This window comes from Baekduia sp. Peel2402 (assembly GCF_052567285.1).
Window position 1 is genome coordinate 3,731,204 of record NZ_CP199582.1, and the last position, 20,706, is coordinate 3,751,909.

At 72.3% G+C, this 20,706-nt stretch carries 20 protein-coding genes and 1 riboswitch; of the genes, 8 read left to right on the forward strand and 12 right to left on the reverse strand.

Annotated features, from left to right (window positions below; genetic code table 11):
* Positions 1–21: 21 nt before the first annotated feature.
* Together ACT01A_RS18185 and ACT01A_RS18190 are read right to left on the reverse strand one after the other, a co-directional pair.
* Positions 22–1,146, reverse strand: a complete 1,125-nt coding sequence (locus ACT01A_RS18185; RefSeq protein WP_445148506.1) for a methyltransferase domain-containing protein — start codon at positions 1,144–1,146, stop codon at positions 22–24.
* Between the two features lie 64 nt (positions 1,147–1,210).
* Positions 1,211–2,128 (reverse strand): acyl-CoA desaturase, encoded by a 918-nt coding sequence (locus ACT01A_RS18190; protein ID WP_445148507.1) that lies wholly within the window; start codon positions 2,126–2,128, stop codon positions 1,211–1,213.
* An 88-nt stretch (positions 2,129–2,216) separates the two neighbouring features.
* Here ACT01A_RS18190 and ACT01A_RS18195 point away from each other — a divergent pair, with 88 nt between their 5' ends.
* The gene (locus ACT01A_RS18195; protein WP_445148508.1) at positions 2,217–3,413 is read left to right on the forward strand and encodes a PucR family transcriptional regulator; all 1,197 of its coding nucleotides are present in this window, start codon (positions 2,217–2,219) and stop codon (positions 3,411–3,413) included.
* Here ACT01A_RS18195 and ACT01A_RS18200 read toward each other — a convergent pair.
* The 4 genes from ACT01A_RS18200 to ftsH all read right to left on the reverse strand — a co-directional run bounded on the left by ACT01A_RS18200 (position 3,367) and on the right by ftsH (position 7,784).
* Entirely contained in the window at positions 3,367–3,936 is a 570-nt protein-coding gene (locus ACT01A_RS18200) for a CAP domain-containing protein (RefSeq protein WP_445148509.1), read from the reverse strand. The genes ACT01A_RS18195 and ACT01A_RS18200 overlap by 47 nt on opposite strands.
* Before the next feature lie 84 nt (positions 3,937–4,020).
* The gene (locus ACT01A_RS18205) at positions 4,021–4,224 is read right to left on the reverse strand and encodes a hypothetical protein (RefSeq protein WP_445148510.1); all 204 of its coding nucleotides are present in this window, start codon (positions 4,222–4,224) and stop codon (positions 4,021–4,023) included.
* Positions 4,225–4,359: 135 nt separating this feature from the next.
* The gene (locus tag ACT01A_RS18210; protein WP_445148511.1) at positions 4,360–5,691 is read right to left on the reverse strand and encodes a hypothetical protein; all 1,332 of its coding nucleotides are present in this window, start codon (positions 5,689–5,691) and stop codon (positions 4,360–4,362) included.
* A gap of 146 nt (positions 5,692–5,837) precedes the next feature.
* Entirely contained in the window at positions 5,838–7,784 is a 1,947-nt protein-coding gene (ftsH, locus tag ACT01A_RS18215) for an ATP-dependent zinc metalloprotease FtsH (RefSeq protein ID WP_445148512.1), read from the reverse strand.
* Between the two features lie 225 nt (positions 7,785–8,009).
* A riboswitch (cyclic di-AMP (ydaO/yuaA leader) is annotated at positions 8,010–8,174 on the forward strand.
* A gap of 11 nt (positions 8,175–8,185) precedes the next feature.
* Here ftsH and ACT01A_RS18220 point away from each other — a divergent pair.
* Complete coding sequence (locus tag ACT01A_RS18220; RefSeq protein ID WP_445148513.1) at positions 8,186–8,860, forward strand: transglycosylase family protein; 675 nt, start codon at positions 8,186–8,188, stop codon at positions 8,858–8,860.
* 104 nt (positions 8,861–8,964) lie between these two features.
* Positions 8,965–9,216 (forward strand): hypothetical protein, encoded by a 252-nt coding sequence (locus ACT01A_RS18225; RefSeq protein ID WP_445148514.1) that lies wholly within the window; start codon positions 8,965–8,967, stop codon positions 9,214–9,216.
* A gap of 135 nt (positions 9,217–9,351) precedes the next feature.
* Here the strand turns inward: ACT01A_RS18225 and ACT01A_RS18230 are convergent, their stop codons facing one another.
* Positions 9,352–10,470: an SLC13 family permease gene (locus tag ACT01A_RS18230; protein WP_445148515.1), complete on the reverse strand. Its 1,119-nt coding sequence runs from the start codon at positions 10,468–10,470 to the stop codon at positions 9,352–9,354.
* A 50-nt stretch (positions 10,471–10,520) separates the two neighbouring features.
* Between ACT01A_RS18230 and ACT01A_RS18235 the strand changes: the two genes are divergently transcribed.
* Positions 10,521–11,069, forward strand: a complete 549-nt coding sequence (locus ACT01A_RS18235; protein WP_445148516.1) for a PASTA domain-containing protein — start codon at positions 10,521–10,523, stop codon at positions 11,067–11,069.
* An 18-nt stretch (positions 11,070–11,087) separates the two neighbouring features.
* On the opposite strand, the gene ACT01A_RS18240 is transcribed toward ACT01A_RS18235, so the two are convergent.
* The gene (locus tag ACT01A_RS18240; RefSeq protein WP_445148517.1) at positions 11,088–12,644 is read right to left on the reverse strand and encodes a protein kinase domain-containing protein; all 1,557 of its coding nucleotides are present in this window, start codon (positions 12,642–12,644) and stop codon (positions 11,088–11,090) included.
* A gap of 108 nt (positions 12,645–12,752) precedes the next feature.
* Here ACT01A_RS18240 and trxA point away from each other — a divergent pair, with 108 nt between their 5' ends.
* Positions 12,753–13,091 (forward strand): thioredoxin, encoded by a 339-nt coding sequence (gene trxA, locus ACT01A_RS18245; protein ID WP_445148518.1) that lies wholly within the window; start codon positions 12,753–12,755, stop codon positions 13,089–13,091.
* On the opposite strand, the gene ACT01A_RS18250 is transcribed toward trxA, so the two are convergent.
* Positions 13,088–13,972 carry a LysR family transcriptional regulator gene (locus ACT01A_RS18250; RefSeq protein WP_445148519.1) on the reverse strand — a complete coding sequence of 295 codons (885 nt, stop codon included), beginning with the start codon at positions 13,970–13,972 and terminating at the stop codon, positions 13,088–13,090. The two genes, trxA and ACT01A_RS18250, sit on opposite strands and share 4 nt — an antisense overlap.
* A gap of 65 nt (positions 13,973–14,037) precedes the next feature.
* On the opposite strand from ACT01A_RS18250, the gene ACT01A_RS18255 reads away from it, so the two are divergent.
* Entirely contained in the window at positions 14,038–16,635 is a 2,598-nt protein-coding gene (locus ACT01A_RS18255; RefSeq protein WP_445148520.1) for a phosphoenolpyruvate carboxylase, read from the forward strand.
* A 36-nt stretch (positions 16,636–16,671) separates the two neighbouring features.
* Here the strand turns inward: ACT01A_RS18255 and ACT01A_RS18260 are convergent, their stop codons facing one another.
* Positions 16,672–17,115 carry a hypothetical protein gene (locus tag ACT01A_RS18260; RefSeq protein ID WP_445148521.1) on the reverse strand — a complete coding sequence of 148 codons (444 nt, stop codon included), beginning with the start codon at positions 17,113–17,115 and terminating at the stop codon, positions 16,672–16,674.
* Positions 17,116–17,269: 154 nt separating this feature from the next.
* Between ACT01A_RS18260 and ACT01A_RS18265 the strand changes: the two genes are divergently transcribed.
* Positions 17,270–17,860, forward strand: a complete 591-nt coding sequence (locus ACT01A_RS18265; RefSeq protein WP_445148522.1) for an NUDIX domain-containing protein — start codon at positions 17,270–17,272, stop codon at positions 17,858–17,860.
* Positions 17,844–18,626, forward strand: coding sequence for a DeoR/GlpR family DNA-binding transcription regulator (locus ACT01A_RS18270; protein WP_445148523.1), 783 nt, complete (start codon positions 17,844–17,846; stop codon positions 18,624–18,626). Before ACT01A_RS18265 ends, ACT01A_RS18270 begins: the two co-directional genes overlap by 17 nt.
* On the opposite strand, the gene ACT01A_RS18275 is transcribed toward ACT01A_RS18270, so the two are convergent.
* Together ACT01A_RS18275 and ACT01A_RS18280 are read right to left on the reverse strand one after the other, a co-directional pair.
* A complete protein-coding gene (locus ACT01A_RS18275) occupies positions 18,623–20,278 on the reverse strand; it encodes a DUF6909 family protein (RefSeq protein WP_445148524.1) in 1,656 nt (551 codons plus the stop codon). The genes ACT01A_RS18270 and ACT01A_RS18275 overlap by 4 nt on opposite strands.
* Before the next feature lie 41 nt (positions 20,279–20,319).
* On the reverse strand, positions 20,320–20,634 hold the full coding sequence (locus ACT01A_RS18280; RefSeq protein WP_445148525.1) for a DUF4031 domain-containing protein: 315 nt from the start codon (positions 20,632–20,634) through the stop codon (positions 20,320–20,322).
* Positions 20,635–20,706 lie beyond the last annotated feature (72 nt).

Genomic DNA, 20,706 nt, shown 5'->3' on the forward strand with positions numbered 1-20,706 from the left:
ACATCTTTTCCGACCGCTCGCTCAGCGTTGCGCGACGAGCACGAACTGCATCCCGCGGCCGAGGTAACCGTGGTACTGGCTCCACGCCGCCACGACGCCCGCGCGCGAGAAGCCGGCGCTGCGCATACGGTCGACGAGGTCCCAGCCGTGGTCGTAGAAGGTCAGCGAGCCCTTCTCCTGATCGAGCGGGTTGCCGTGGTAGACGGGCTCCAGAAGGTGCACCGGCTCGCCATCGCGCAGCTCGACCCGCTGGACCGTCTGGCTGTCGGGGTCGAACGGCACCGAGAGGATGAGCGTGCCGCCGGGGCGCAGGACGCGGGCGCACTCCTGGAGCGCGCGGTCGATGTCGGCGACGTGCTCGAAGACGTCGCAGGAGACGATCGTCCCGAAGCTGTCGTCCGCGAAGGACAGCTCGAGCGCGTCCTCGTGGCGCAGGCCGTTGATCACGCTGCCGCCCGGGACGTCGTGGCCGAGGTACTCGCTGCCGGTGACCTGGGGCAAGGTCGTGGCGGCCCACTGGTAGAACGTCGTCACCAGCTCGTAGACGTAGTAGGGCGGCTGTCCCATGGCCTTGACCAGCTGCGTGACCAGGCGCTGGCGGCTGTTGAGGTGGCAGCGCGGGCAGTGCAGGCGCTCACGGAAGTTCGGCGTTCCGCCCCAGGTGGAGACCCAGTCGCAGCGAAACAGCTGGTGGGTGGAGCAGGTCGCGCAGTAGCCGGGCACGAGCCACTGCTCGTCGTCGCGGTGGACCACGCTCAGCTGCCGCTCGAACTCCAGCCGCTGCATCCAGCCCGGGCGCAGTGGGTCGAGCTCGGCGTGGTCCTCGATCAGCGCGGCGACGGCGCCGTCGGCGGCGATCCGGTCCAGCCGCGGCGGCCAGGGCGCCGGGATCTCGCGGAGGCTCTCGAGGTTCTCGCGCGCGGCGGTGTGATCGGGCGCCAGGTGCGTCAGCGCCTCCAGCAGCGCGACCGCCTCGGTGGCGTCCCCGCAACGGTGCGCGAGTACGGCGAGGTCGTTGATGGCCTCCGGGTCGAGCTGACGTCGGACCGCGTCGGCCAGGAGCGCGCGAGCGGCGTCGTCCTGGCCCGCGGCGGCCAGCTCCAAGGCCTCGGCGTGAGCCGAGGCGTCGTCGGCGGGGGAGGGCATGGTCGCGGATCGGCGCGCCCACGCGCGGGCTTGAGCCCTGGTGGCGATCGCCTACCCCGGGCGGTCAGGCGACCGGCTGGGGATCGCGCGCCGCCAGCTTCTCCGCCTGCCGCTCCGGCGTGATCCGGACCACGTTCCACACCAACCCGGCCTTCTCCATCACCCGGATCAGCGCGGCCGACGGGTCCATCAGGCGCTCCCAGCGCGCCAGGCCGTGCTCGGCCGAGCGCGGGAAGGTGTGGTGGTTGTGGTGCCAGGCCTCGCCGAAGGAGGGCAGGGCGAGCCAGAAGACGTTGGTGGAGTGGTCGTCGACGGCGAAGCGACGCGTGCCGACGAAGTGGCAGATCGAGTTGATCGACCACGTGACGTGGTGCAGCAGGAAGATCCGCACGAAGCCGCCCCAGAGCAGGCCCGTCACCGCGCCCTTCCAGGAGCCGCCGGAGATCAAGAACCCCAACAACGTGGGGAGGCCGAGCGACAGCAGCACCAGCCAGTGGAAGTTGTCGCTGATCCGCCTCATGCCGCGGTCCTCGACCAAGTCCTTGGCGTACTTCGCGCGGTTCGCGCCGCCCTCCTCGGTCAGGATCCAGCCGACGTGCGCGTGGAAGAGCCCGCGCAGCGTGCCGCGGACGCCGCCGCCCGCGAAGCCGGCGTGCGGCGAATGCGGATCGCCCTCCTCGTCGGTGTGCGCGTGGTGCTTGCGGTGGTCGCTGACCCACTGGATCACCGAGCCCTGCACGGCCATCGACCCCAGCACGGCGAACGTCCGCTCCACGAGCGGCGAGGTCTGAAACGACCGGTGGGTGAGCATCCGGTGGAAGCCGATCGTGATCCCGAAGCCGGTCAACACGTACAACACGGCCAACAGCACCAGGTCAGTCCACCGCACCCACGAGTTCCACAGCAACGCGATCGCGACGACGAAGGCGATGAGCGGCAGGATCACCGCCGCGAGGTTGGTGTAGCGCTGGGCTCGGCTCATGGCGATCTCAAGGCTATCCCTCAACTCGGCCCCGCCATACATGCATGTGCCACAGGATGTCGGCGCAAGATCTGTAGCCTCGTGACAAATGGAGGAGCCCCTCCCCTCAGAGCTCGCCGACGCGCTGCGGCCCGGGCTGCCGGCGCTGGCCGAGGAGATCATCGCCGCGATCGGCCGCGAGGTCTCCGAGTACGCGCGACCGCTCGAAGGCCCGTTCGGCCAGGGGCTGCGGTTTGGCGTCGAGCGCGCGCTGGGCCGCTTCGTCGACGCGCTCGTCGATCCGCAGGCCGCCGCGGAGAGCGACCCGCGCCGCGAGGTCTACGTCGAGCTCGGCCGCGGCGAGATGCGCGCCGGCCGCTCGCTGGACGCGCTGCTCTCCGCCTATCGCCTCGGCGCGCGGATCGCCTGGGAGCGCTGCGTCGAGGCCGGCCAGCGCGCCGGTTTTGACCCCGCGACGCTCTACCGCCTGGCCTCCGCGATCTTCTCCTACATCGACCGCCTCTCCGCCGAGTCGGTCGACGGCTACGCGCAGGAGCAGTCGGTCACGCTCGCCGACCGACAGCGCAAGCGGCGCGCGCTCGTCCGCCTGCTCGCCCGCGACGACGCCGGCGCTGAGGAAGTCCGCGACCTCGCCCAGCTCGCCGTCTGGCCGCGCCCGCAGACCGTCGCCGCGCTCGTCACCCGCGCCGAGGACGCCGATCGCTTCGCGTCGCGCCTGGGCGGCGAGGCGATCGCGGTCGCCGAGCAGGGCCTCGCGCTCGCCTTCCTCCCGGACCCCGACGCGCCCGGTCGCGCCGCCGAGCTGCGCAACGCGCTCGACGCCGCGGCGCCTGCCGCGCTCGGTCCGACCGTCCCGCTCGAGCGCGCCGCCACGTCGCTGCACCGCGCCCAGGCCGCCTTCGGTCTACAGGAGCGCGGGATCCTGCCCGCCCAGCCAGCGCCGCTGCTCACCGACGAGCATCTCCCGGACCTGTTGCTCCACGGCGACGGCGCGCTGGCCGCCGACCTCGCGGCCCGCGCCCTGCAGCCGCTCGACGACCTCGGCGACGGCGCCCGCGAGCGTCTCCTGGAGACGCTGCGCGCCTGGCTCGACGAGCCCGGTCAGGTGACGCGCGTCGCCGAGCGCCTGCACGTGCACCCGCAGACCGTCCGCTACCGGATGGCCCAGCTGCGCGAGCTCTTCGAGGAGCGCCTGGATGATCCGGACGCGCGCTTTGAGCTGGCGCTCGCGCTGCGGGCTACCGCGACGAGCGCGACGAGCCCGAGCCCGCCGACACCGGGCTAGCCACCTCGACCACGAAGGTCGCGGTGTCGCCCGTCGTCACGACGCCGACCCCGACGTCGCGGTACTTCGCGCTGAGCAGCAGCTTGCGCGTCGCCGCGGCGGCCAGCCACTTGCGCACGCGCGTGCTCGGGGTCGCCAGCGAGCCCTTCGACCGTCCCAGCGTCTCCGCCGCGCTGAACCCCGCCCCGCCGCGCGCGTAGCCGGCGTCCTGGATCCGCGAGAGCGGGGTGGACCCGTCCGGGCCGGCGTGTGTCAGCGGCTTGGCCGGGTCGAGCGACCGCGCGAACCGCTGCGCGGCGGTCTGCAAGCGCGCGTTGCTCTTCAGCGCAGGCAGCTTGCGCTCGACGCGCGCGGCGTCGACCAGGCAGGCGATCGCGCTGCGCGTGGCGGCCACGCTCTGGGCGGTCGCGGGAACGTCTGCGCCCTTGCAGGACGGGCCGGAAGCCGTCGCGGCGTACGTCGACGGCGCTGCCAAAGCAGCGGTTACGGCGAGCACCCCGAAGGACAGCGTCGACCCACGCACACACCAGATTCTGGCAACAACCACGTACAAGGCACCAAGACCTTCGCCCAGGTCGGGCAGTCCGGTCCCTGACGGACCGGCGACCTAGCCGACGAGCGGACCGTCGATGCGCGCGCGCAGCATCGCGATCTCGGTGACGACCGCGCCCATGTAGGCCGACCGGTACGTGGCGATCTCGTCGTCGAGGTCGGCCATGTACGCCCGGTCGTGATCCAGCCCGGCCTCGTGCGCGAGGACCCGCTCCTCACCGAGGAGCATCAGGTGCTGGCGAACTTCGGAGGCGTACATGGTCGGAATTTCGGTGGGCATATCGCTGCGGTGGGGGTTGTACCCGTGGAACGGGTGATCTCACGTCGGGTTACGCAGATCAAACCGCATCGGATGCTCCCTTTCGGGGGTGTGGGCTCGTGTCCTGCCTTGGGGCTATCCGTACACCCGGACAGGGGGCCCGACGTACGTGGCCCCGTCCGAAGCTGTCCAACGCACCCGGAACGTGCGTCCCGCTCGGTATCCGAGGCGCGCCGTCCAGGCGCCGACGGCGTCCGTCGGGCGGGTCGTGACGACGCTCGAACGCGCCGCCGTCCGGTCCCGGACGAGCACTTCGACGCGCGTCGCGGTGGTCGCCAGACGGACCAAACCCCACAACAAGACCGACGATCCGGAGCGACGCGCGGACAACGGCAGGCGGAACTCGTCGAGCGCCGGCTTGGCGCGTCCGGAGCTGGTGAGCAGTCCGGACTGAAACCCCGACAGCGCGACGTCGTCGACGAGCAGGTACTGCGACAACGCCGCGACGCGCGGGTCGGCGCGCAGCAGGCGCTCGGACAGCGACCGGTACTCGGCCTGCTGGGCGAGCGGCACGCCGAGCGTGGTGTCCGGCGAGGACTGCACGCCGTACTCGGTGATCCAGACCGGCGTCGAGCGGCGGCCGGCGGCGTCGAGCGCGCGCTCCAGTCGCGAGAGGACGCCGATCGTCACGTTGTCGCGGTCGGGCGGCACGTAGTAGGGGCCCTTGCGATTGGCGTAGGGGTGGTGCGCCCAGCCGTCGATCCGCAGACGCGCGCAGCCTTTGCAGAAGACGCCGCGCAGGAACTGCAATGGCGGGACGGACGTGCGGCGGTCGCCGCCGGGCGCGGTCTCGCCGCCGAGGAAGACGTCGGTCGCCTGGCCCGCAGCTTCCAGCCCGCGCACGCCCGCCAGGTGCAGCGCGCGGTAGAGCACCGGCGCGGTGAGCTTGCCCTTGACGTACTGCGGCCGCAGGAACCGCGGGTGGTTGGGCTCGTTCCACAGCCCCCACGCCGAGACCGCGTCGCCGAAGCGGCGTCCCGCAGCGGTCGTGAACATCCTGAACTCCAGAGCGCTCGGGCGCGTCACCTGGTCGGCGTGCACGGCGGTCGCCCAGCGCGGGACGGGTGCGGTGAAGGTGACCAGCACCCGCCACCCACGCGCGTGGGCCGCGTCGATCAGCCGCCCGTACCCACCCCAGTCATAGGCATTGGGATCGCTCGCGTCGAACGCCGGCCGCGCGGGACTGGAGGACGACGGCGCGACCGCCGCCCACACCAGCGACACGCGCAGCGCGCGAACGCCGAGCCCATCGAGCCGCGCCAGCGTCGCCGCGCGCGTGTCGTCGCGCACCGCGGCACTGCCGGCGTCGAAGTACAGCGGCGCACGCGCCGAAGCCTGCGCCTTGGAGGCAGGGGCGATCAGGGCGACGACGAGCGCCGCCCCCACGAGGACGTTCTTGAAGCACATGGCGAGAGAGAGGACGGCCCCGGGGCGACTTCATCGGGAGGACCTGCTTTGCGCCCCGCGGGCCGTCACCAAGGAGAACGGGCAACGGCCCGCGGAAGTTGCGGCTCTTCCGGCGAAGGGCCCTTCGGGGGCCTTCGCCGTCCTCGCTACTCGCTGCTGGACGCGGGCCGCTCGGGCGCCGCGAGCTGGTCCAGCTGCGGCGTCACGGACGGCTCTTTGAGCATCCCGTGGGGCGGGCGGTCGCCGGGGGCGGAGCCGCGCTCGAAGCCGGCGGCCCGGTAGGCCGCGCCTTCGTCGAGCGTCTCGCGCACCAGCAGCTCTCGGGCAAGGCCGTCGAGGCGCTCGCGGTTCTCGCGCAGCTGCGTGACCGCGCGGCTGTAGCACTCCTCGACGATGCGGCGGACCTCTTGGTCGATCAGCTCGCGGGTCGCCTCGGAGGCGGGGCCGGCGCCGGGGTACTGCGGCTCGTCGGTGATGACCGTGACCAGCCCGATCTGGTCAGACATGCCCCAGCGGCCGACCATCGAGCGCGCGATCGAGGTCACCTGCTGTAGATCGGATTCGGCGCCGGTCGTGACCGACCCATACACGATCTCCTCGGCGGCGCGGCCGCCCAGGGCGCCGACGATGCGGCCCAGCAGGTACGCGGTGTCGTAGCCGTAGCGGTCGCTCTCCGGGGACTGGAAGGTCACGCCCAGCGCGCGGCCGCGCGGGACGATCGAGACCTTGCGCACCGGGTCGGCCCCAGGCTCCAACATCCCCAACAACGCATGGCCGCCCTCGTGGTAGGCGGTGCGCTCGCGCTCCTCGTGCGACAGCGTGATGCGCCGCTCGGTGCCGAGCACGATCTTCTCGAAGGCGTTGTAGAAGTCGGCCGACTCAACCTGCTTGTGTCCGCTCTTGGCGGCCAGCAGCGCGGCCTCGTTGACGAGGTTGCGCAGGTCGGCGCCGACCATGCCCGGCGCCGTCGCCGCGATGCCCTTCAGGTCGACGTCGTCGGCCAGCGGCACCGATCGCGTGTGGACCTGCAGGATCTTCTCGCGGCCTTCGACGTCGGGCGGGTTGACCGTCACGCGACGGTCGAAGCGGCCCGGGCGCAGCAGCGCCGAGTCAAGGACATCAGGTCGGTTGGTGGACGCCAGCACGATGACGCCCTCGGACCCGTCGAAGCCGTCCATCTCGGTGAGGATCTGGTTGAGCGTCTGCTCGCGCTCGTCGTGCCCGCCGAGCGACGCGCCGCCACCGCGTTGGCGGCCGATCGCGTCGAGCTCGTCGATGAAGATGATCGACGGCGCCGCGGTCTTGGCCTGCGTGAACAGATCGCGGACGCGGGACGCGCCCACGCCGACGACCATCTCGATGAACTCGCTCGCGCTGATCGAGAAGAACGGGACGTTGGCCTCGCCCGCGACCGCGCGCGCCAGCAGCGTCTTGCCCGTGCCGGGCTGGCCGCTCAACAACACGCCCTTGGGGATCATCGCGCCGAGCGACCGGTACTTGTCCGGGTTCTTGAGGAAGTCCACGACCTCCTCGAGCTCGTCTTCGGCCTCATCGATGCCGGCGACGTCGGCGAACGTCGTCCGCGTTCCGGTGGCCGCGTCGTAGCGCTTGGCGCGCGAGCGGCCCAGACCGCCGAGGCCGGCCGCGCCCCCGCCAGCCGCGCGGCGCGCCAGGAAGACGAACAACCCCACCAACAACAGCGTCGGCCCGAAGAACAGCAACAGGTCGGCCCAGATCGAGCGCCCGCTGTCCAGTGCCTTGGCCGAGACGATGACGCCCTTCTCGCGCAGCTGGTTGAGCAGCGTGTCGTCGGCCGGGGCGAACGCCGGGCGGAAGGTGGTGAACTTGACCTCCGCGTCGTCCTTGGAGTCCTGCGGCTTGACCTTGTTCTTGAACTCGCCCTGGAGGCTGTCTCCCTTGGCGAAGACCTCCTTGACGTTGTTCTTGTCGACCTCGCTGAGGAACTGCGAGTACGGGACCTCGGCGCGGTCGGTCGACTGCGGCACCAGCGACGCAAACAGGAAGTTCAGCGCCAGCAGCGCGACGACGAAGTAGATGAAGCGCCGGCCTCCGGGCGGACGCGGCATGCCCATCGGTCCCTGCTTCTTCTCCTCGGGCGCGCCCTCGACGCGCCACGGCGTCGGTTGGCGATCGTCCCTGCGACGGGGGGCTTCTGACTCCGGAGGCATGCGGTGGCGACGCAGTGTACGAGCCCAGACGGCGACCTTTGCCCTGCACGTCGCTGAGGCCGATCCAAAGGTCGGTCCCGAACGGTTATGTCAAGCCGCACGCGTCGTTCAGATGTGCTTGGCTTTGCCGTCGTACACCAGCCGAGTCCCGGTCGCCACGGCGCCCGGGAGCGGGGGACCCAATGGAGCCATCACGCATGGCTCCCGGGGCGAATCGGCGCCTTCACGGCGCAGTAGCGCAGCTCTTCAGCGCGAGCCCGACAGCTAACCCCGTAGGCCTGAAAGAGCAAAGGAAGCACCTCGTCGTGATCTCAGACCTCGAACGCGCCTGCCAGGCTTCGCTGGAGCGCTCGCGTGCCCGCCGCACCGCGGTGGCCGCGCGCCTGGCCATGGTGCGCCGACGGCGCCGTCGGCGCTCCGGCAGCAGCGTCGCCGCCACGCTCGTCGCCGTCTTCGCGCTCGGCGCGCCGCTGGCGCTCGGCCAGACGGCCGCCCAGGCGCCCGCGCCGCAGACGCTCAAGGCCGGTTCCTCCGGCGCCGCCGTCAAGGCGCTGCAGGCCGCGCTCGGCATCAAGCAGACCGGGAAGTTCACCGCGACCACCGCCCGCGCCGTCAAGAGCTTTCAGCGCAAGAACGGGCTGACGGTCGACGGCATCGTCGGGCCGCAGACCGCCGGCGCGCTCGGCCTGTCCAGCGGGCTGGCTGAAGACGCCGAGACCGCCTCGGCGGCCGCGGTCTCCGGCGACGCCTCCGCGACGCTGGCGAAGATCGCCCAGTGCGAGTCCGGCGGCGATCCGACCGCGATCTCCGCCGACGGCGTCTACCGCGGCAAGTACCAGTTCACGCGCTCGACCTGGAAGGCGATGGGCGGCAGCGGCGATCCCGCCGCGGCGCCCGAGGCCGAGCAGGACCAGCGCGCCGCCGCGCTCCTGGCCGCGCAGGGCACCGCGCCCTGGCCGGTCTGCGGCGCGCAGGCCTAGACAAACCACCACCGGTCACGTCGTCCCGCACCGCGCGGCGCAATCGCGCGCGGTGCGGTCGTGGCGGAAGCCCCGCGCGCGGTTTGTGCGAGGCTTCCGCCACCGTGTCCGGTGCCTCCGACCAGCTTTCCCTGACGCTCGGCCCGTCGTTCAGCGTGCGGGTCGAGGATCACTTCAGCCCCGGCTTGACCGGCCGGCGCGACCGCGAGTACGTCTCGCCGCCGCAACCGCGCGACGAGGCGCTGACGCTCGCCGCGCTGCTGCTGGACTTCGGCGGTGAGCTCGACGGCGACGGCCCCTGGCACCGCGCGGTGGCCGGTGGGCGCCGCACCGTGCGCCTTTTGGCTGCCGACTGACGCTCAAGATCGGACGGCCTCGTGCCGATCACCGGGGAGCAACGCAACGCACCGCAGCACCTCCTCCTGCATCATCGTTTGACCTCCTCGCCCGGAGCCCCTGTGCCAGCAGGGGCTCTGGTCGTTAACGGGTGCCTAACGGGTGCCCGTCAGCAGCGCCGCCGCCATCGCGACGAGCGCCAGCGGCGCGCCGATCAGGCTGAAGCGCAGCGCGCTCGGCTCCGCGCCCGCAGACCGCGCGGCCTTGAACCACAGGTAGGCCGACAGCGAGCCGGTGACCGCGAGGTTCGGCCCGAGGTTGAGGCCGAACAGCAGCGCGCGCGGATGCGGCGGCGGAGCGGCGCTGAGCAGGACCGCGGCCGGGAGGTTGTTGACCAAGATCGCGGCGCACGCGCCGATCGCGGTCGTCTCTAGCGGTGACGCGGACGCGAGCAGCTCGGCCGGTCCCGACCAGGTGCGGGCGAGCGCCCCGAGCAAAACCGAGACGCTGAAGAGGCCCAGCAGCGCGAGCGGGCCGACGGCCTCGGCGACGGCGTCGCCCTCAACGCGCCGCACGAGCACCGCGATGACGCCGACCGCGAGCACGGGCAGGCTGGGGTCGGGCAGCACCAGGACCAGCACGGCGGCGATCGCGCAGGCGACGACGCTGAGGGGGCGCGGACGCTCGGCCTTGGCTGGCGCACGGTCGCGAGCGTCGTTGCCGCCGTCGCAGCGCGGGTGTCGTCCTTGCCAGGCCATCAACCCGAGCGCCGTCACGACCGCTGCCGCCAGCGCTCCGGGCAGCACGCGCGCCACGAACGTCGCGCCCGACACCGGCTCGCTGGCCAACACCAACAGGTTGGTCAGGTTCGCGCCGGGCAGCAGCAGCGACGAGGCGTTGGCCATCAGGACCGACCCGTACAAGAAGGGTCCTTCCTCGACGCCTGCCCCACGCGCCGCGCCGATCAGCACCGGCGTCAGGAACACGACCGCGGTGTCGAGGTTCAGCAGTGCGGTGACGACCGCCACCAGCGCTAGCGCGACCGCCAACAGTCGCCGCGGGTGATCGGTCACGCCCAGCAGCCGCGCGCTGGCCCAGGCGAACAGCCCGTCACGGTCGGCGACCAACCCCAACATCAACAGCCCGGCGACCAACAGGAACGGCCCGCGCGCCTGGTCGGCGGCGTCCCGCGCGCGCTCGTCGGTGCAGAACGCGACGACGGCGCCGGCCAGCACCGGCGCTACGAGGAACCGCTCGACGCGACCGCCATCCATGACGCGCCCAAGCGTGCCCGCTCGCGCTGTCGCATACTCAGGGGAACGCGATGAAGCGGATCGGACTCCTCGCCGGCGCAGCCTGCGCCCTCATCATCACCGGCTGCGGCGGCGAGAAGCCCGCCACGGCCACCGCGCCCGTGCGCTTGGTGGTGACCTCGCCGTCCGATCAGGGCACGGTCCGCGACGAGCGCGTCGAGTTCCGCGGCACGGTCTCCCCGGCGGGCGCGACCGTGCTCGTCCGCGGCGAGAAGGCCTTGGTGTCAGGCGGCACGTGGTCGGCGCAGATTGGCCTGGAGGAGGGCGTCAACGTCGTCGACGTCTTGGCCTCCTCCGGCACCGCGCGCCCGGCGCTGACCGCGGTGCGCGTCCGGCGCGTGGTCGAGGTCACGGTCCCCGACGTCGTCGGCCTGTCCGCCAACGACGCCCAGCAGGAGCTCGAGGACGCGAACCTGAAGGCCGACTTGCAGACCGAGAACGGCGGTTTCTTCGACGAGCTGCTCGGCGGCTCGCCGAAGGTCTGCGACACGTCCCCGGCGGGCGGCACGTCGGTCGCGCCGGAGACGACGGTCGACGTGCACCTCGCCCGCGATTGCTGAGCGGGCGCGGACGCCGCGCTACGTGGCGCGCGGCTCGGTGGCGATCAGGTCGATCCGCGCCGCGCCGTCGCGCCGCACGACGCCGAAGACGATCCGGCCGGTGATCGGCGCCGCGCCCTGGCGCGTCACGGTGTACTTGCCCTCGGCGCGGCCGGCGGTTCCGCCGGTGGTCTTCAGGTCGCTCAGCTCGTACTTCTGCACGTTGTCGGCGGCGAACTGCGACTTGTAGGTGTTGACGACCGCCAGCCGCCCGCGCTGCACGTCCGCCGTCGTCCCGTAGCGGCGCACGTTCGGCGTCAGGACCCGGCGCAGCGCGTCGGGGTTCTCGTCGGTGTAGGCGGAGGCGAACTTCTGCGCCGCCGATCGGACCTCGCCGGCCGAAAGCGGCCCGGTCTTGGTGCCGTCGCCAGCGCCGCCCACCCAGCGGATGAACAGCACGGCCGGGATCAGCAGGACGACGATCGTCGCCGCCAGCGCCTGCTTGCGGCCTCGGCCGCGCTGGACCTTGACGTCCCCGGGACGACGCGGCGGGGGCGCGCCGTTGTCGCCCGCGGCGCCGCCGCCGGCGCCAGCGCCCGCCACGCGTGTCGCGTCGTCGTTGCCCGGTCGTTCCAACACCGCGGTCGCGCCGGGCAGCGGCGCCATCCGCGTCGGCTCGGCCTTCTCCGGCGTCGCCGCGCCGGTCGCGACGGAGCCGCGCGCCGTCGAGACGCGCTCCCCAGCGACGGCGGCTCGCGCCGCGCGCCCGAGGTCGCCCGCGCTCGGGTAGCGCTCGGACGGCTCCTTGGCCAGCGCCCGCGCGATCACGGAGTCAAACGCCTCCGGGATCCCGGGCACGTCGAGCGACGGCCGCGGCGGCGGCTCGTGCAGGTGCGCGGTGATCGTCGCGGGGACGGTCTCGCGGCGAAACGGCGGCTTGCCGGTCAGCGCGGTGTAGAGCACGCAGCCGAGCGCGTAGACGTCGGCACGCGCGTCGGTCGGCTCGCCGCGCAGGTGCTCGGGCGCCATGAAGTCGACGGTCCCGATCCAGTTGCCGCTGTCGGTGATGCGCGTGTCGGAGGTCTGCACGCGCGTGATCCCGAAGTCGCTCAGGTAGGCGTGGTTGCGCATCCCCTCAGGGACATTGGTGGGGGATGCGGCCCCGATCAGGATGTTCGCGGGCTTGACGTCGCGGTGGACGAGGCCGGCCGCGTGCGCCGCGTCCAGCGCGTCGGCGACCTGGGCGACGATCGATGCCGCCCGCGCCGGGGCCAGCCGGCCTTCGGAGCGCAGCAGGTGGTGCAGGTCGGTCCCCGGCACGAAGCGCATGACGAGGTAGAGGTGGCCGTCCTCCTCGCCCGCGCCGTAGACCGGCACGACGTTGGGGTGCTCGATCGACGCCGTCAGCCGCGCCTCGCGCTCGAAGCGCTCGCGCACGTCAGGGTCTGAGGCCTGCTCGGTGGCGATCAGCTTCAGCGCGACCGGCCGCCCGAGCCGCAGCTCGGTCGCCCGGTAGATCACGCCCATCCCGCCGCGGCCGAGAACCCCCTCGATGCGGCAGCCGGCGAACTCGCTGCCTGTCTGGAGCTCGGCCATCGACCTCTCATTGTGACGCGGCGCGCTTAAGGAGCGATGACCTGCGCTACTTGACGCGATCAAGCATCAGCTTCGACGCCGCGCGTTGCGCACCGCAGACTCAAACGCATGACCACCACCGCCTCCTCCTTCACCCAGGCCACCGACGCCTCGTTCACCGCCGACGTCCTGGAGTCCGACGTCCCCGTCCTCGTCGACTTCTGGGCCGCCTGGTGCCCGCCGTGCCGCGCCATGCACCCGATCCTCGAGGAGCTCGCTGCTGAGCGCGACGACCTGCGCGTCGTCGGCCTGGACTGCGACAGCAACCCGCGCGTCGCCGCCGAGTACCAGGTCCTCTCGATGCCGACGTTCATGGTGTTCAAGCACGGCCAGCCCGTGCTGAAGCTGATCGGCTCGCGCCCCAAGCGCAAGCTCGTCGCCGAGCTGGCCGAGGTCCTCGGGAGCTAACTCGCCCGGACCTGCTCGGCCAACAGTCGCGCGATCGGGGTCAGCCCGTCGCGCCGGACGAGCAGTAAGGGCGCGTGCGTCGCGGCGGTCCCGGCGACCGTCGCGACGCCGACCTCCGGCCCGGCCTGCTGGGCCCAGGACGCCGGCACGAGCGCGACGCCGAGGCTCGCGCCGACCAGTAGCCGGACCGCCGTCGGCTCGCCGACCTCGAAGAGCGGGATCGGCCCGAAGCCCTCGGCCGTGCAGGCGCGCAGGGCCGACGCGCGCAGGCCCGTCCCCGGCTCGGCCAGGACGAACGGGCGGTCGCGGACGTCCCACAGCTTCACGCCGCCGGCGCCGGCCAGCTCGTCGTCAGGCGCGACGAGCAACACCAACCGCTCCGCACGCAGCTCGGTCGCCTCGACGCCGTCGGGCACCGCGGCGCCCTCGGGCAGCGACGCGACCGCGACGTCGACCGCGCCGGTTGCGACCGACTCCAGGACGTCGGCGGCGCTGCCGAGCCGCAGCGCGATCCGCACGCCCGGGTGCTCGCGGCCGAAGCGCGCCAGCGCGGGCGCCAGGCGCAGCGCGTCGCCGGTCGTCGCCGCGGCCCGCACGCCGCCGCGCAGCGTCCCCGCGTGCTCATCCATCGCGGCGCGGGCGCGCGCCACGTCGGCCAGGATCGTCTCCGCGCGCGCCAGCAGCTCCTCGCCCGCCGGCGTGACCTCGACCGGCGGCTGCGCACCAGGAACCCGCCGCAGCAGCTCGATCCCCAGATCGGCCTCCAGCCGTCGCACGGCTTGGGAGACCGCCGACTGCGTGACGTAGAGCGACTCGGCCGCCCGCCGGAAGTGGCGATGGCGTGCGACGGCCGCGAAGTACTCGAGCTGTCGCAGGTCCATTGGGTGCATTCTGACCGGCGGGCCATATGGAGGGCGCTCCGCGGGCACTAGCGTGGCGGAGCGACATGGACGCCTCTGACGTCGACCTCCTGGAAGGCCTCGTCCACGAGGTCCTCACCGAGCAGTGCGGCCGCGACTTCGCGGACACCGTCTCGTGGCTGCACGCCACCGCCGCGCGTGTGCGTCAAGGGGAGGACGATGCCGCCGACGCGCTCTTCGCCCGCCTGCACGAGCTGTCCGAAGGCGACCTGGAGCCGATCATCCGCGCCTGCTCGCTCCAGCTCCAGCTCGCGAACATCGCCGAGGAGCGCGAGCGCCTGCGCCGCCGCCGTGCCTACGACGCCGAGGGCGCCGTCCAGCGCGAGTCGCTGGCCGAGACCGCGGCGCTGCTGGCCGAGCACGACGTCGACACCGCCGCCGCGCTGCGCGACCTGCACGTCGAGCTGGTCCTGACCGCGCACCCGACCGAGGCGTCGCGGCGTTCGGTGCTGGACCACCAGGACGACCTCGCCGCGCTGCTGGATCGTGTCGAGGACCCGCGCACGGGCCGGTCGCAGCGCGAGCGGCTGCTGGCTGAGGCGCGCGAGATCCTCACGATCTGGTGGCAGACCGACGAGGTCCGCCGCGCCCGCCCGCACGTCGAGGACGAGGTGCGGCGCATGTTGTACGTCTTTGAGTCGGTGATCTACGACGCGGTCCCGGGTGTGTTGGAGGAGCTGGAGCGCGATCTCGGCCCGCTGCCCGAGGATGCCAATGTCCTCGAGTACTGCTCGTGGCCGGGCGGTGACATGGACGGGCATCCGGAGGTCGGCGCCGACACCGTCACGCGCACGATCGAGCTGCACCGCCGCGCGGCGCTGCGGATGCTGCGCACGCGGGTCGCGCGGCTGGCGCAGCGCTTCTCGCACTCCGAGCGCCACGTGGCGGTGACAGAGGCGTTGGCCGTGTCGTTGGCGCGCGACGCCGAGGAGCTGCCGACCGCGCGCGTGCTGCGCCGGCCGCATCACGACTGGGAGCCGCTGCGGACCAAGTTGGGGTTTATCGAGCGCCGGCTCATCAACATGCTCGACGGCGCCGGGCAGGCGGGCTACGACGGACCGGGCGCGCTGCGCGCCGACCTGGAGCTGGTGCGCGACTCGCTGGGCTCCGAGCACGTCGCGCACGGCTCGCTGCGGCGGCTGCTGCGCCAGGTCGACATCTTCGGCTTCCACCTCGCCGGGCTGGACCTGCGCCAGAACGCGAACGTCATCGACGCCGCGGTCGGCGCGCTGCTGCCGGGCTTCGCGGATGCGGGGGAGGGCGAGCGCCAGCGGCTATTGGCCGAGGCGATCGCTGCTGGTCGCCGCGGCCTGGAGCGCCGCCCGGACGGGGTGGCCGGCGAGCTCGTCGCGGCCTTGGACGCGGCGGCGCTGGCGAGCGCCGCCTACGGCCCGGAGGTCGTGCGCTGCCTGATCGTGTCGATGACCGAGCAGCCGTCGCACGTCTTGGGCGCGCGCTGGCTGGCGCAGCGCGCGGGCGGCGCGCTGGAGCTGCGCTTCGTCCCGCTGTTCGAGACGCTCGACGACCTCGACCGTGCGCCCGCGACGATGGCCACGTTGTATGAGAACGTGGCGTACCGGGAGCTGCTTCGCGAGCAGGGCGACCGGCAGATCGTCATGTTGGGGTACTCGGACTCCGGCAAGGACGGCTCCTTCATCGCCTCGCAGTGGGCGCTGCGCGGCGCGCAGCTCGCGCTGGCCCGCCAGGCCGCCGACGAGGGCCTGGAGCTGGAGCTCTTCCACGGCCGCGGCGGCTCGACCTCGCGCGGAGGCGGCCCGATGTACCGCGCGATCGTCGCCCAGCCGACCGGCTCGCTGCACGGGCGCATCCGGATCACCGAGCAGGGCGAGACGATCAACGCGCGCTACGGGCATCCGGAGCTGGCGGAGCGCTCGCTGGAGCAGACGCTGTCGGCGGTGTTGCTGGCGTCCAACGTGGCGCGTCCGCCTGCGCCCGAGGACTGGCGCGCGGACCTCGACCGGCTTGCCGCGCGCTCGCGTGAGACCTACCGGGCGCTGGTCTACGACGATCCGCAGTTCGCGCGCTTCTTCTTCCAGATGACGCCGATCGAGGCGCTGGCCGAGTTGAACATCGGCTCGCGGCCGCCGTCGCGCGGCGGGGACGGGACGATCGAGTCGCTGCGCGCGATCCCGTGGGTCTTCGCATGGACGCAGAACCGCGTGCTGTTGCCGTCCTGGTACGGCGCGGGCACCGCGCTGGCCGAAGGCGACCACGAGCGCTACACGCTGATGCACGCGCGCTGGCCGTTCTTCGCGACGCTGATCAGCACGCTGGAGATGGCGCTCTTCAAGACCGACCTCGGCGTCGCCGAGCGCTACCTGCGCCTGGTCGACCCCGAGCTGCGCGACCACTTCTGGCCGCAGATCGTCGCCGAGCACGCCCGCGTCAAGCGCGCGGTCCTGGAGATCACCGGGCAGGACCGTCTGCTCGCCGGCGCCACGGCGCTCCAGGCGCGGCTCCTGCACCGCGACCCGTGGGTCGATCCGCTGTCGCATCTCCAGGTCGAGCTGCTGGAGCGCACGCGCGCGGACGCGGACGCCGACCGGGCGCCGCTGCTGGCGACGGTGACCGGCATCGCGTTCGGGTTGCGCAACACGGGCTGAAGTTCGCGGCGCGCCGCCGCTCGGGCGGGCCGATGCCTAGGCGTCGTGCTCGTGCGTGTGGGCGGAGTCGCCCAGGACGGCGTGCAGCGCGTCTTCGCGCAGCGAGGCCATCGGGTCCAGCAGCGCGGCGACGAAGGGCTGGATCGCCGCGTCGTCCTCGCGCATCCAGCCGCGGTCGGCGTGGAGGTGGACCCATTCGGTCAGCGCGTCGTGGAGGGCCGCGAAGCGCGCCAGCGGCAGGACGACCGTCGCGTTGGCCTGGCCCTCGGCGAGGCGATGCAGCTCGTCGGAGACGCCGGTCAGCTCGCGCAGGGCGAGCACGTCGTCGGTCGACAGCTCCGCGTTCTGGTGGCGATGCAGCCGGGTCGCGTCAACAGCCTGAACGGCCGCGGCGACCTGCTGGGCCGAGAGGTCGAACGACACGTTGCAGACGGGGGTGCCGTCTGCGGCGTGGAGCGTGCGGATCTCGGCGTTGACCATGGCTATGACGCTAGCGGGAAAAAGGGACGACTCGGTATCGCCCCGCGGTATTGCCCTGTGTATCGACAAACGACACCAGGTCCTGGAGGGTTGCGTTTCCGTGCAGAAACGCGCATACTCGCGCACCGTAATGCACGAAAGCATCGAAAGCGGCATGGGAACGAACCCTCGAGTCCGGCCGGTCGGCGTCCGCGTCCTGTCGGATGACTGGTACGTCCTGCGTAAGGCGACGTTCGACTTCCGCGGCCGCGACGGACAGTGGACGCGGCAGGAGCGCGAGGCCTACGACCGCGGCAACGGTGCGGTCATCCTGCTCGGCGACGCGCAGGCGGGCACGATTCTGCTGACGCGCCAATTCCGCTGGCCGGCCTACGAGAACGGCCACCCGGACGGGATGCTGATCGAGGCGCCGGCCGGGCTCTTGGACGGCGACGACCCGGCGGCGGCGATCCGGCGCGAGGCCGAGGAGGAGACCGGCGTCCGGGTGGGCGCGGTAGAGGCGCTCTTCGAGGTGTACATGTCGCCTGGATCGGTGACCGAGCGCTTGCACTTCTTCGCGGCGCCGTACTCGTCTTCGCAGCGCGACACGAGCGCCGGTGGCGGCCGCGCCGATGAGGGCGAGGAGATCGAGGTGTTGGAGTTGGCCTTGACCGACGCGCTGGCGATGGTCGCGCGCGGCGAGATCGCCGACGCCAAGACCATCATGTTGCTGCAATGGGCGGAGCGCCATGGCCTCCCGCGCTGACGACGGCCTGCTGAAGGGCGAGCGCCAGCAACGGATCCTGGGGCGCTTGGCGAGCGAAGGTCGCGTGGTGGCGACCGAGCTGCAAGCCGAGCTGGGCGTGTCGGCCTACACGATCCGGCGTGATCTGGACGAGCTCGCCGACGGCGGACGGCTGCAGCGCGTGCACGGCGGCGCGCTGGCGATGGCGCGCTCGCCGGTCGCGACGACCTACGCGGGCCGCGGCGCGCAGTCGGTCGCCGGCAAGCGCGAGGTCGCGCGGACGGCGGCGTCGCTGCTGGTGCCGGGCGGCGTCGCGATCTTGGATGGCGGCTCGACCGCGCTCGCCTTGGCGGAAGCGATCCCGCCGGGCTTCACGGGGACGTTCGTGACGCACTCGCCGCCGGCCGCCGCGGCGCTGGCCGCGCACGAGGGCGTCGAGGTGGTGGTGATCGGCGGGACGCTCGAGCGCCGCGCGATGGTCACGGTAGGTGCGCAGACGATCGAGGCCTACAAGTCGATCTCGGCCGATGTGCTGTTCCTCGGCGTCTGGTCGCTGCACGCCGAGCACGGGCTCAGCGAGGGCTACCACGAGGAGGCCGAGGTTCGGCGCGTGCTGCTGGGGCGCGCGGACCGGGTCGTCGGGCTCGTGACGGCCGACAAGCTCGGGACGGTCGCGCCGTTTCGCTACGGCGCGGCGGCGGCCCTCACCCACATCGCCACCGAGCGTGCGGTGCCTGCCGCGACGCTCGCCCCGCTCGAAGAGCTCGGGATCCACGTCATCCGCTAGCCGAGCGCGCCTTCCAGCGTGAAGATCCGGCGCAGGATCGCGATCGACGTCGCGTAGGTGGAGTCCATGCCGTAGTAGGACATGCCGCGGGCGCCGAGCGTGCGGGCCTGCGTGAACGGCGTGTCCGAGGCGTAGTGGACGATCCCGAAGTCGACCGGCAGCTTGGCGAAGTTGACCTGCTCGCCGTGCGGGTAGCGGTCGGGCTCGGTCAGCTCGTACACCGCGTCGCAGTAGGGCCCGGCCTCCATCTCGACCACCGTGAACGCCTCGCGGTAGTAGCGATCGAGGTAGGAGCGGTTCTGCAGGAACGTCGAGCGGACGGTGACCGCGCGCTGGTTGTCCAGGCCCGAGCCGAAGCGCAGGTAGGGCGCGATGTCGTCGAAGCCGAACGCGTTGTCGAGCCAGTAGGTCGTGTTGGAGTGCTCGTCGTAGATGGTCGAGGAGATCATCACGTCGCCGACGTCGGCGTTGAGCGTCGCGGCCTTGCCCAGCACGTAGACGCCGCGCAGCGCCTCACGGTCCTCGGCGATCTCGCGCAGGATGTTGTAGGCCGCAAGGCCGAGCGGGTAGTCGATGTTGACGATCACCGCGTCGGAAGCGCGCAGCGCTTCGGCGTCCACGTCGCCGAGGCGGTCGTCGAGCGCGGAGGTCTGGAGCTTGTTGATGGGCATGACCTGCGCGGCGACGCGCAGGCCGGACTCCGAGTTGAGATGGACGATGCCTTGGCCGGCCTCGGCCTGGCGGCGCGACGGGGAGCCGGGCTCGGCTTGCGCGTGCTCGCGGGCGAGGAAGTACAGGAAGTTGTTCCACGACCCGGCGGTGCGCTCCTCGCGGAAGGCGGCGAGCTCCTCCTTGAGGTCGCGCGGGCCGGCGCGCTCGACCCAGTCGACGAGCTGCGCCTCGCGGGCGCGGGCGTCGCCGGAGAGGAGGTTGACCAAGGAGTGGGTGTTGGACGAGACGAAGTAGATCGGCGCGTTGTGGAGTTGCGCGTCGTCCAGCGTGCGGGCCACAGGTGCCCACCAGCGTCGGGTCAGCCGCGCATAGGAGACCTGCGACCCGCCGAGCATCCGCACGCGGAGGCTGAGGTTGGTCGCGGCGACCTCACCGAGCCGCCGAGCAAACGCGGTGCCCCACGCCTCTTGCAGGCGCTCCCAGTCGTCGACCGAGCCGCCGAGGACGCGCGCGCACTCCGCGGCGCCGGGCAGGCCTTGTGGCCGCGGCCAGCCGATCGCGTTGAGCTTGCGGCGTAGCTTGTTCCACTCGATCTGGTAGGCGACCAGGGTGGGGATCAGGTCGTCGACGTCCGAGGTCGAGGAGAGCAGCACGCCGTACTGGCCATCCGGCCCTTCGTGCCATTGGCGCCGCCGCGCGGGCGCCTCGGTCGTCGGCCAGTCGTTGAGTGGGAGGCCGACCGCCGTGAACTGCTCCTCCTCCTGACCGAGGACGACGACACGACCCTTGTAGATGCTGGCCGGCAGCCGCTGCGTGGCGTAGAGGAACGCGCCGAGGTCGAGGTCCTCGCTGCCCGCGAACGGGTGCAACGACGACTCGATCGCGATGTGCGAGGACTCGAGCACCCGCAGCTTCGTCTCGCCACGTGAACGAAGCAGCGTGGAGTAGGTCCGCTGGTAGAGCTCGACGTCCTGGGGCATTGGCGTGCGGGTATACCGCACACCGGTCCATCAGGGTGCGATCAGACCGTCACGCCGGTCCGCGCAGCACGCCCACTCCATCCACCTTCCGGCCGCGCCGCCCGCCGCCGCACCACACCCTCCCTCGCCGTCTCCGGCACCGCGCCCATCAAGATCGCTGCTTCACGGCCCACCCGATGCAGGTCGTAATGATCCCGATCCGGCCGCCCTTCACGCCGCTGCACCCACTCCGGCCGCAGCCCCAACCGCCGGGCGAACGCCTCCAGCTCCTCGAAGCTATCCGCCTGCAGGTGGCCGCCGCCGGTCCACCGACCCCAGTCGGCATGGACGAAGGCGTCATCGACGTACACGGCCATCAGCGCTGGGACTCCATCTCACCCAGGCTAGGAGGGCGCCGCCGTGTGACGCGCCCAAGCTCCTCTCGAGGT

Bases quoted from the DNA above. Each gene is read 5' to 3' on its own strand.
- ACT01A_RS18275 (WP_445148524.1), bottom strand. From the start codon at position 20,278: ATGCCCCAGGACGTCGAGCTCTACCAGCGGACCTACTCCACGCTGCTT.
- ACT01A_RS18205 (WP_445148510.1), bottom strand. From the start codon at position 4,224: ATGTACGCCTCCGAAGTTCGCCAGCACCTGATGCTCCTCGGTGAGGAG.
- ACT01A_RS18265 (WP_445148522.1), top strand. From the start codon at position 17,270: ATGGGAACGAACCCTCGAGTCCGGCCGGTCGGCGTCCGCGTCCTGTCG.
- ACT01A_RS18250 (WP_445148519.1), bottom strand. From the start codon at position 13,972: ATGGACCTGCGACAGCTCGAGTACTTCGCGGCCGTCGCACGCCATCGC.
- ftsH (WP_445148512.1), bottom strand. From the start codon at position 7,784: ATGGGCATGCCGCGTCCGCCCGGAGGCCGGCGCTTCATCTACTTCGTC.
- trxA (WP_445148518.1), top strand. From the start codon at position 12,753: ATGACCACCACCGCCTCCTCCTTCACCCAGGCCACCGACGCCTCGTTC.
- ACT01A_RS18280 (WP_445148525.1), bottom strand. From the start codon at position 20,634: ATGGCCGTGTACGTCGATGACGCCTTCGTCCATGCCGACTGGGGTCGG.
- ACT01A_RS18235 (WP_445148516.1), top strand. From the start codon at position 10,521: ATGAAGCGGATCGGACTCCTCGCCGGCGCAGCCTGCGCCCTCATCATC.
- ACT01A_RS18190 (WP_445148507.1), bottom strand. From the start codon at position 2,128: ATGAGCCGAGCCCAGCGCTACACCAACCTCGCGGCGGTGATCCTGCCG.
- ACT01A_RS18255 (WP_445148520.1), top strand. From the start codon at position 14,038: ATGGACGCCTCTGACGTCGACCTCCTGGAAGGCCTCGTCCACGAGGTC.
- ACT01A_RS18260 (WP_445148521.1), bottom strand. From the start codon at position 17,115: ATGGTCAACGCCGAGATCCGCACGCTCCACGCCGCAGACGGCACCCCC.
- ACT01A_RS18210 (WP_445148511.1), bottom strand. From the start codon at position 5,691: ATGTGCTTCAAGAACGTCCTCGTGGGGGCGGCGCTCGTCGTCGCCCTG.
- ACT01A_RS18240 (WP_445148517.1), bottom strand. From the start codon at position 12,644: ATGGCCGAGCTCCAGACAGGCAGCGAGTTCGCCGGCTGCCGCATCGAG.
- ACT01A_RS18185 (WP_445148506.1), bottom strand. From the start codon at position 1,146: ATGCCCTCCCCCGCCGACGACGCCTCGGCTCACGCCGAGGCCTTGGAG.
- ACT01A_RS18270 (WP_445148523.1), top strand. From the start codon at position 17,844: ATGGCCTCCCGCGCTGACGACGGCCTGCTGAAGGGCGAGCGCCAGCAA.
- ACT01A_RS18230 (WP_445148515.1), bottom strand. From the start codon at position 10,470: ATGGATGGCGGTCGCGTCGAGCGGTTCCTCGTAGCGCCGGTGCTGGCC.
- ACT01A_RS18195 (WP_445148508.1), top strand. From the start codon at position 2,217: ATGGAGGAGCCCCTCCCCTCAGAGCTCGCCGACGCGCTGCGGCCCGGG.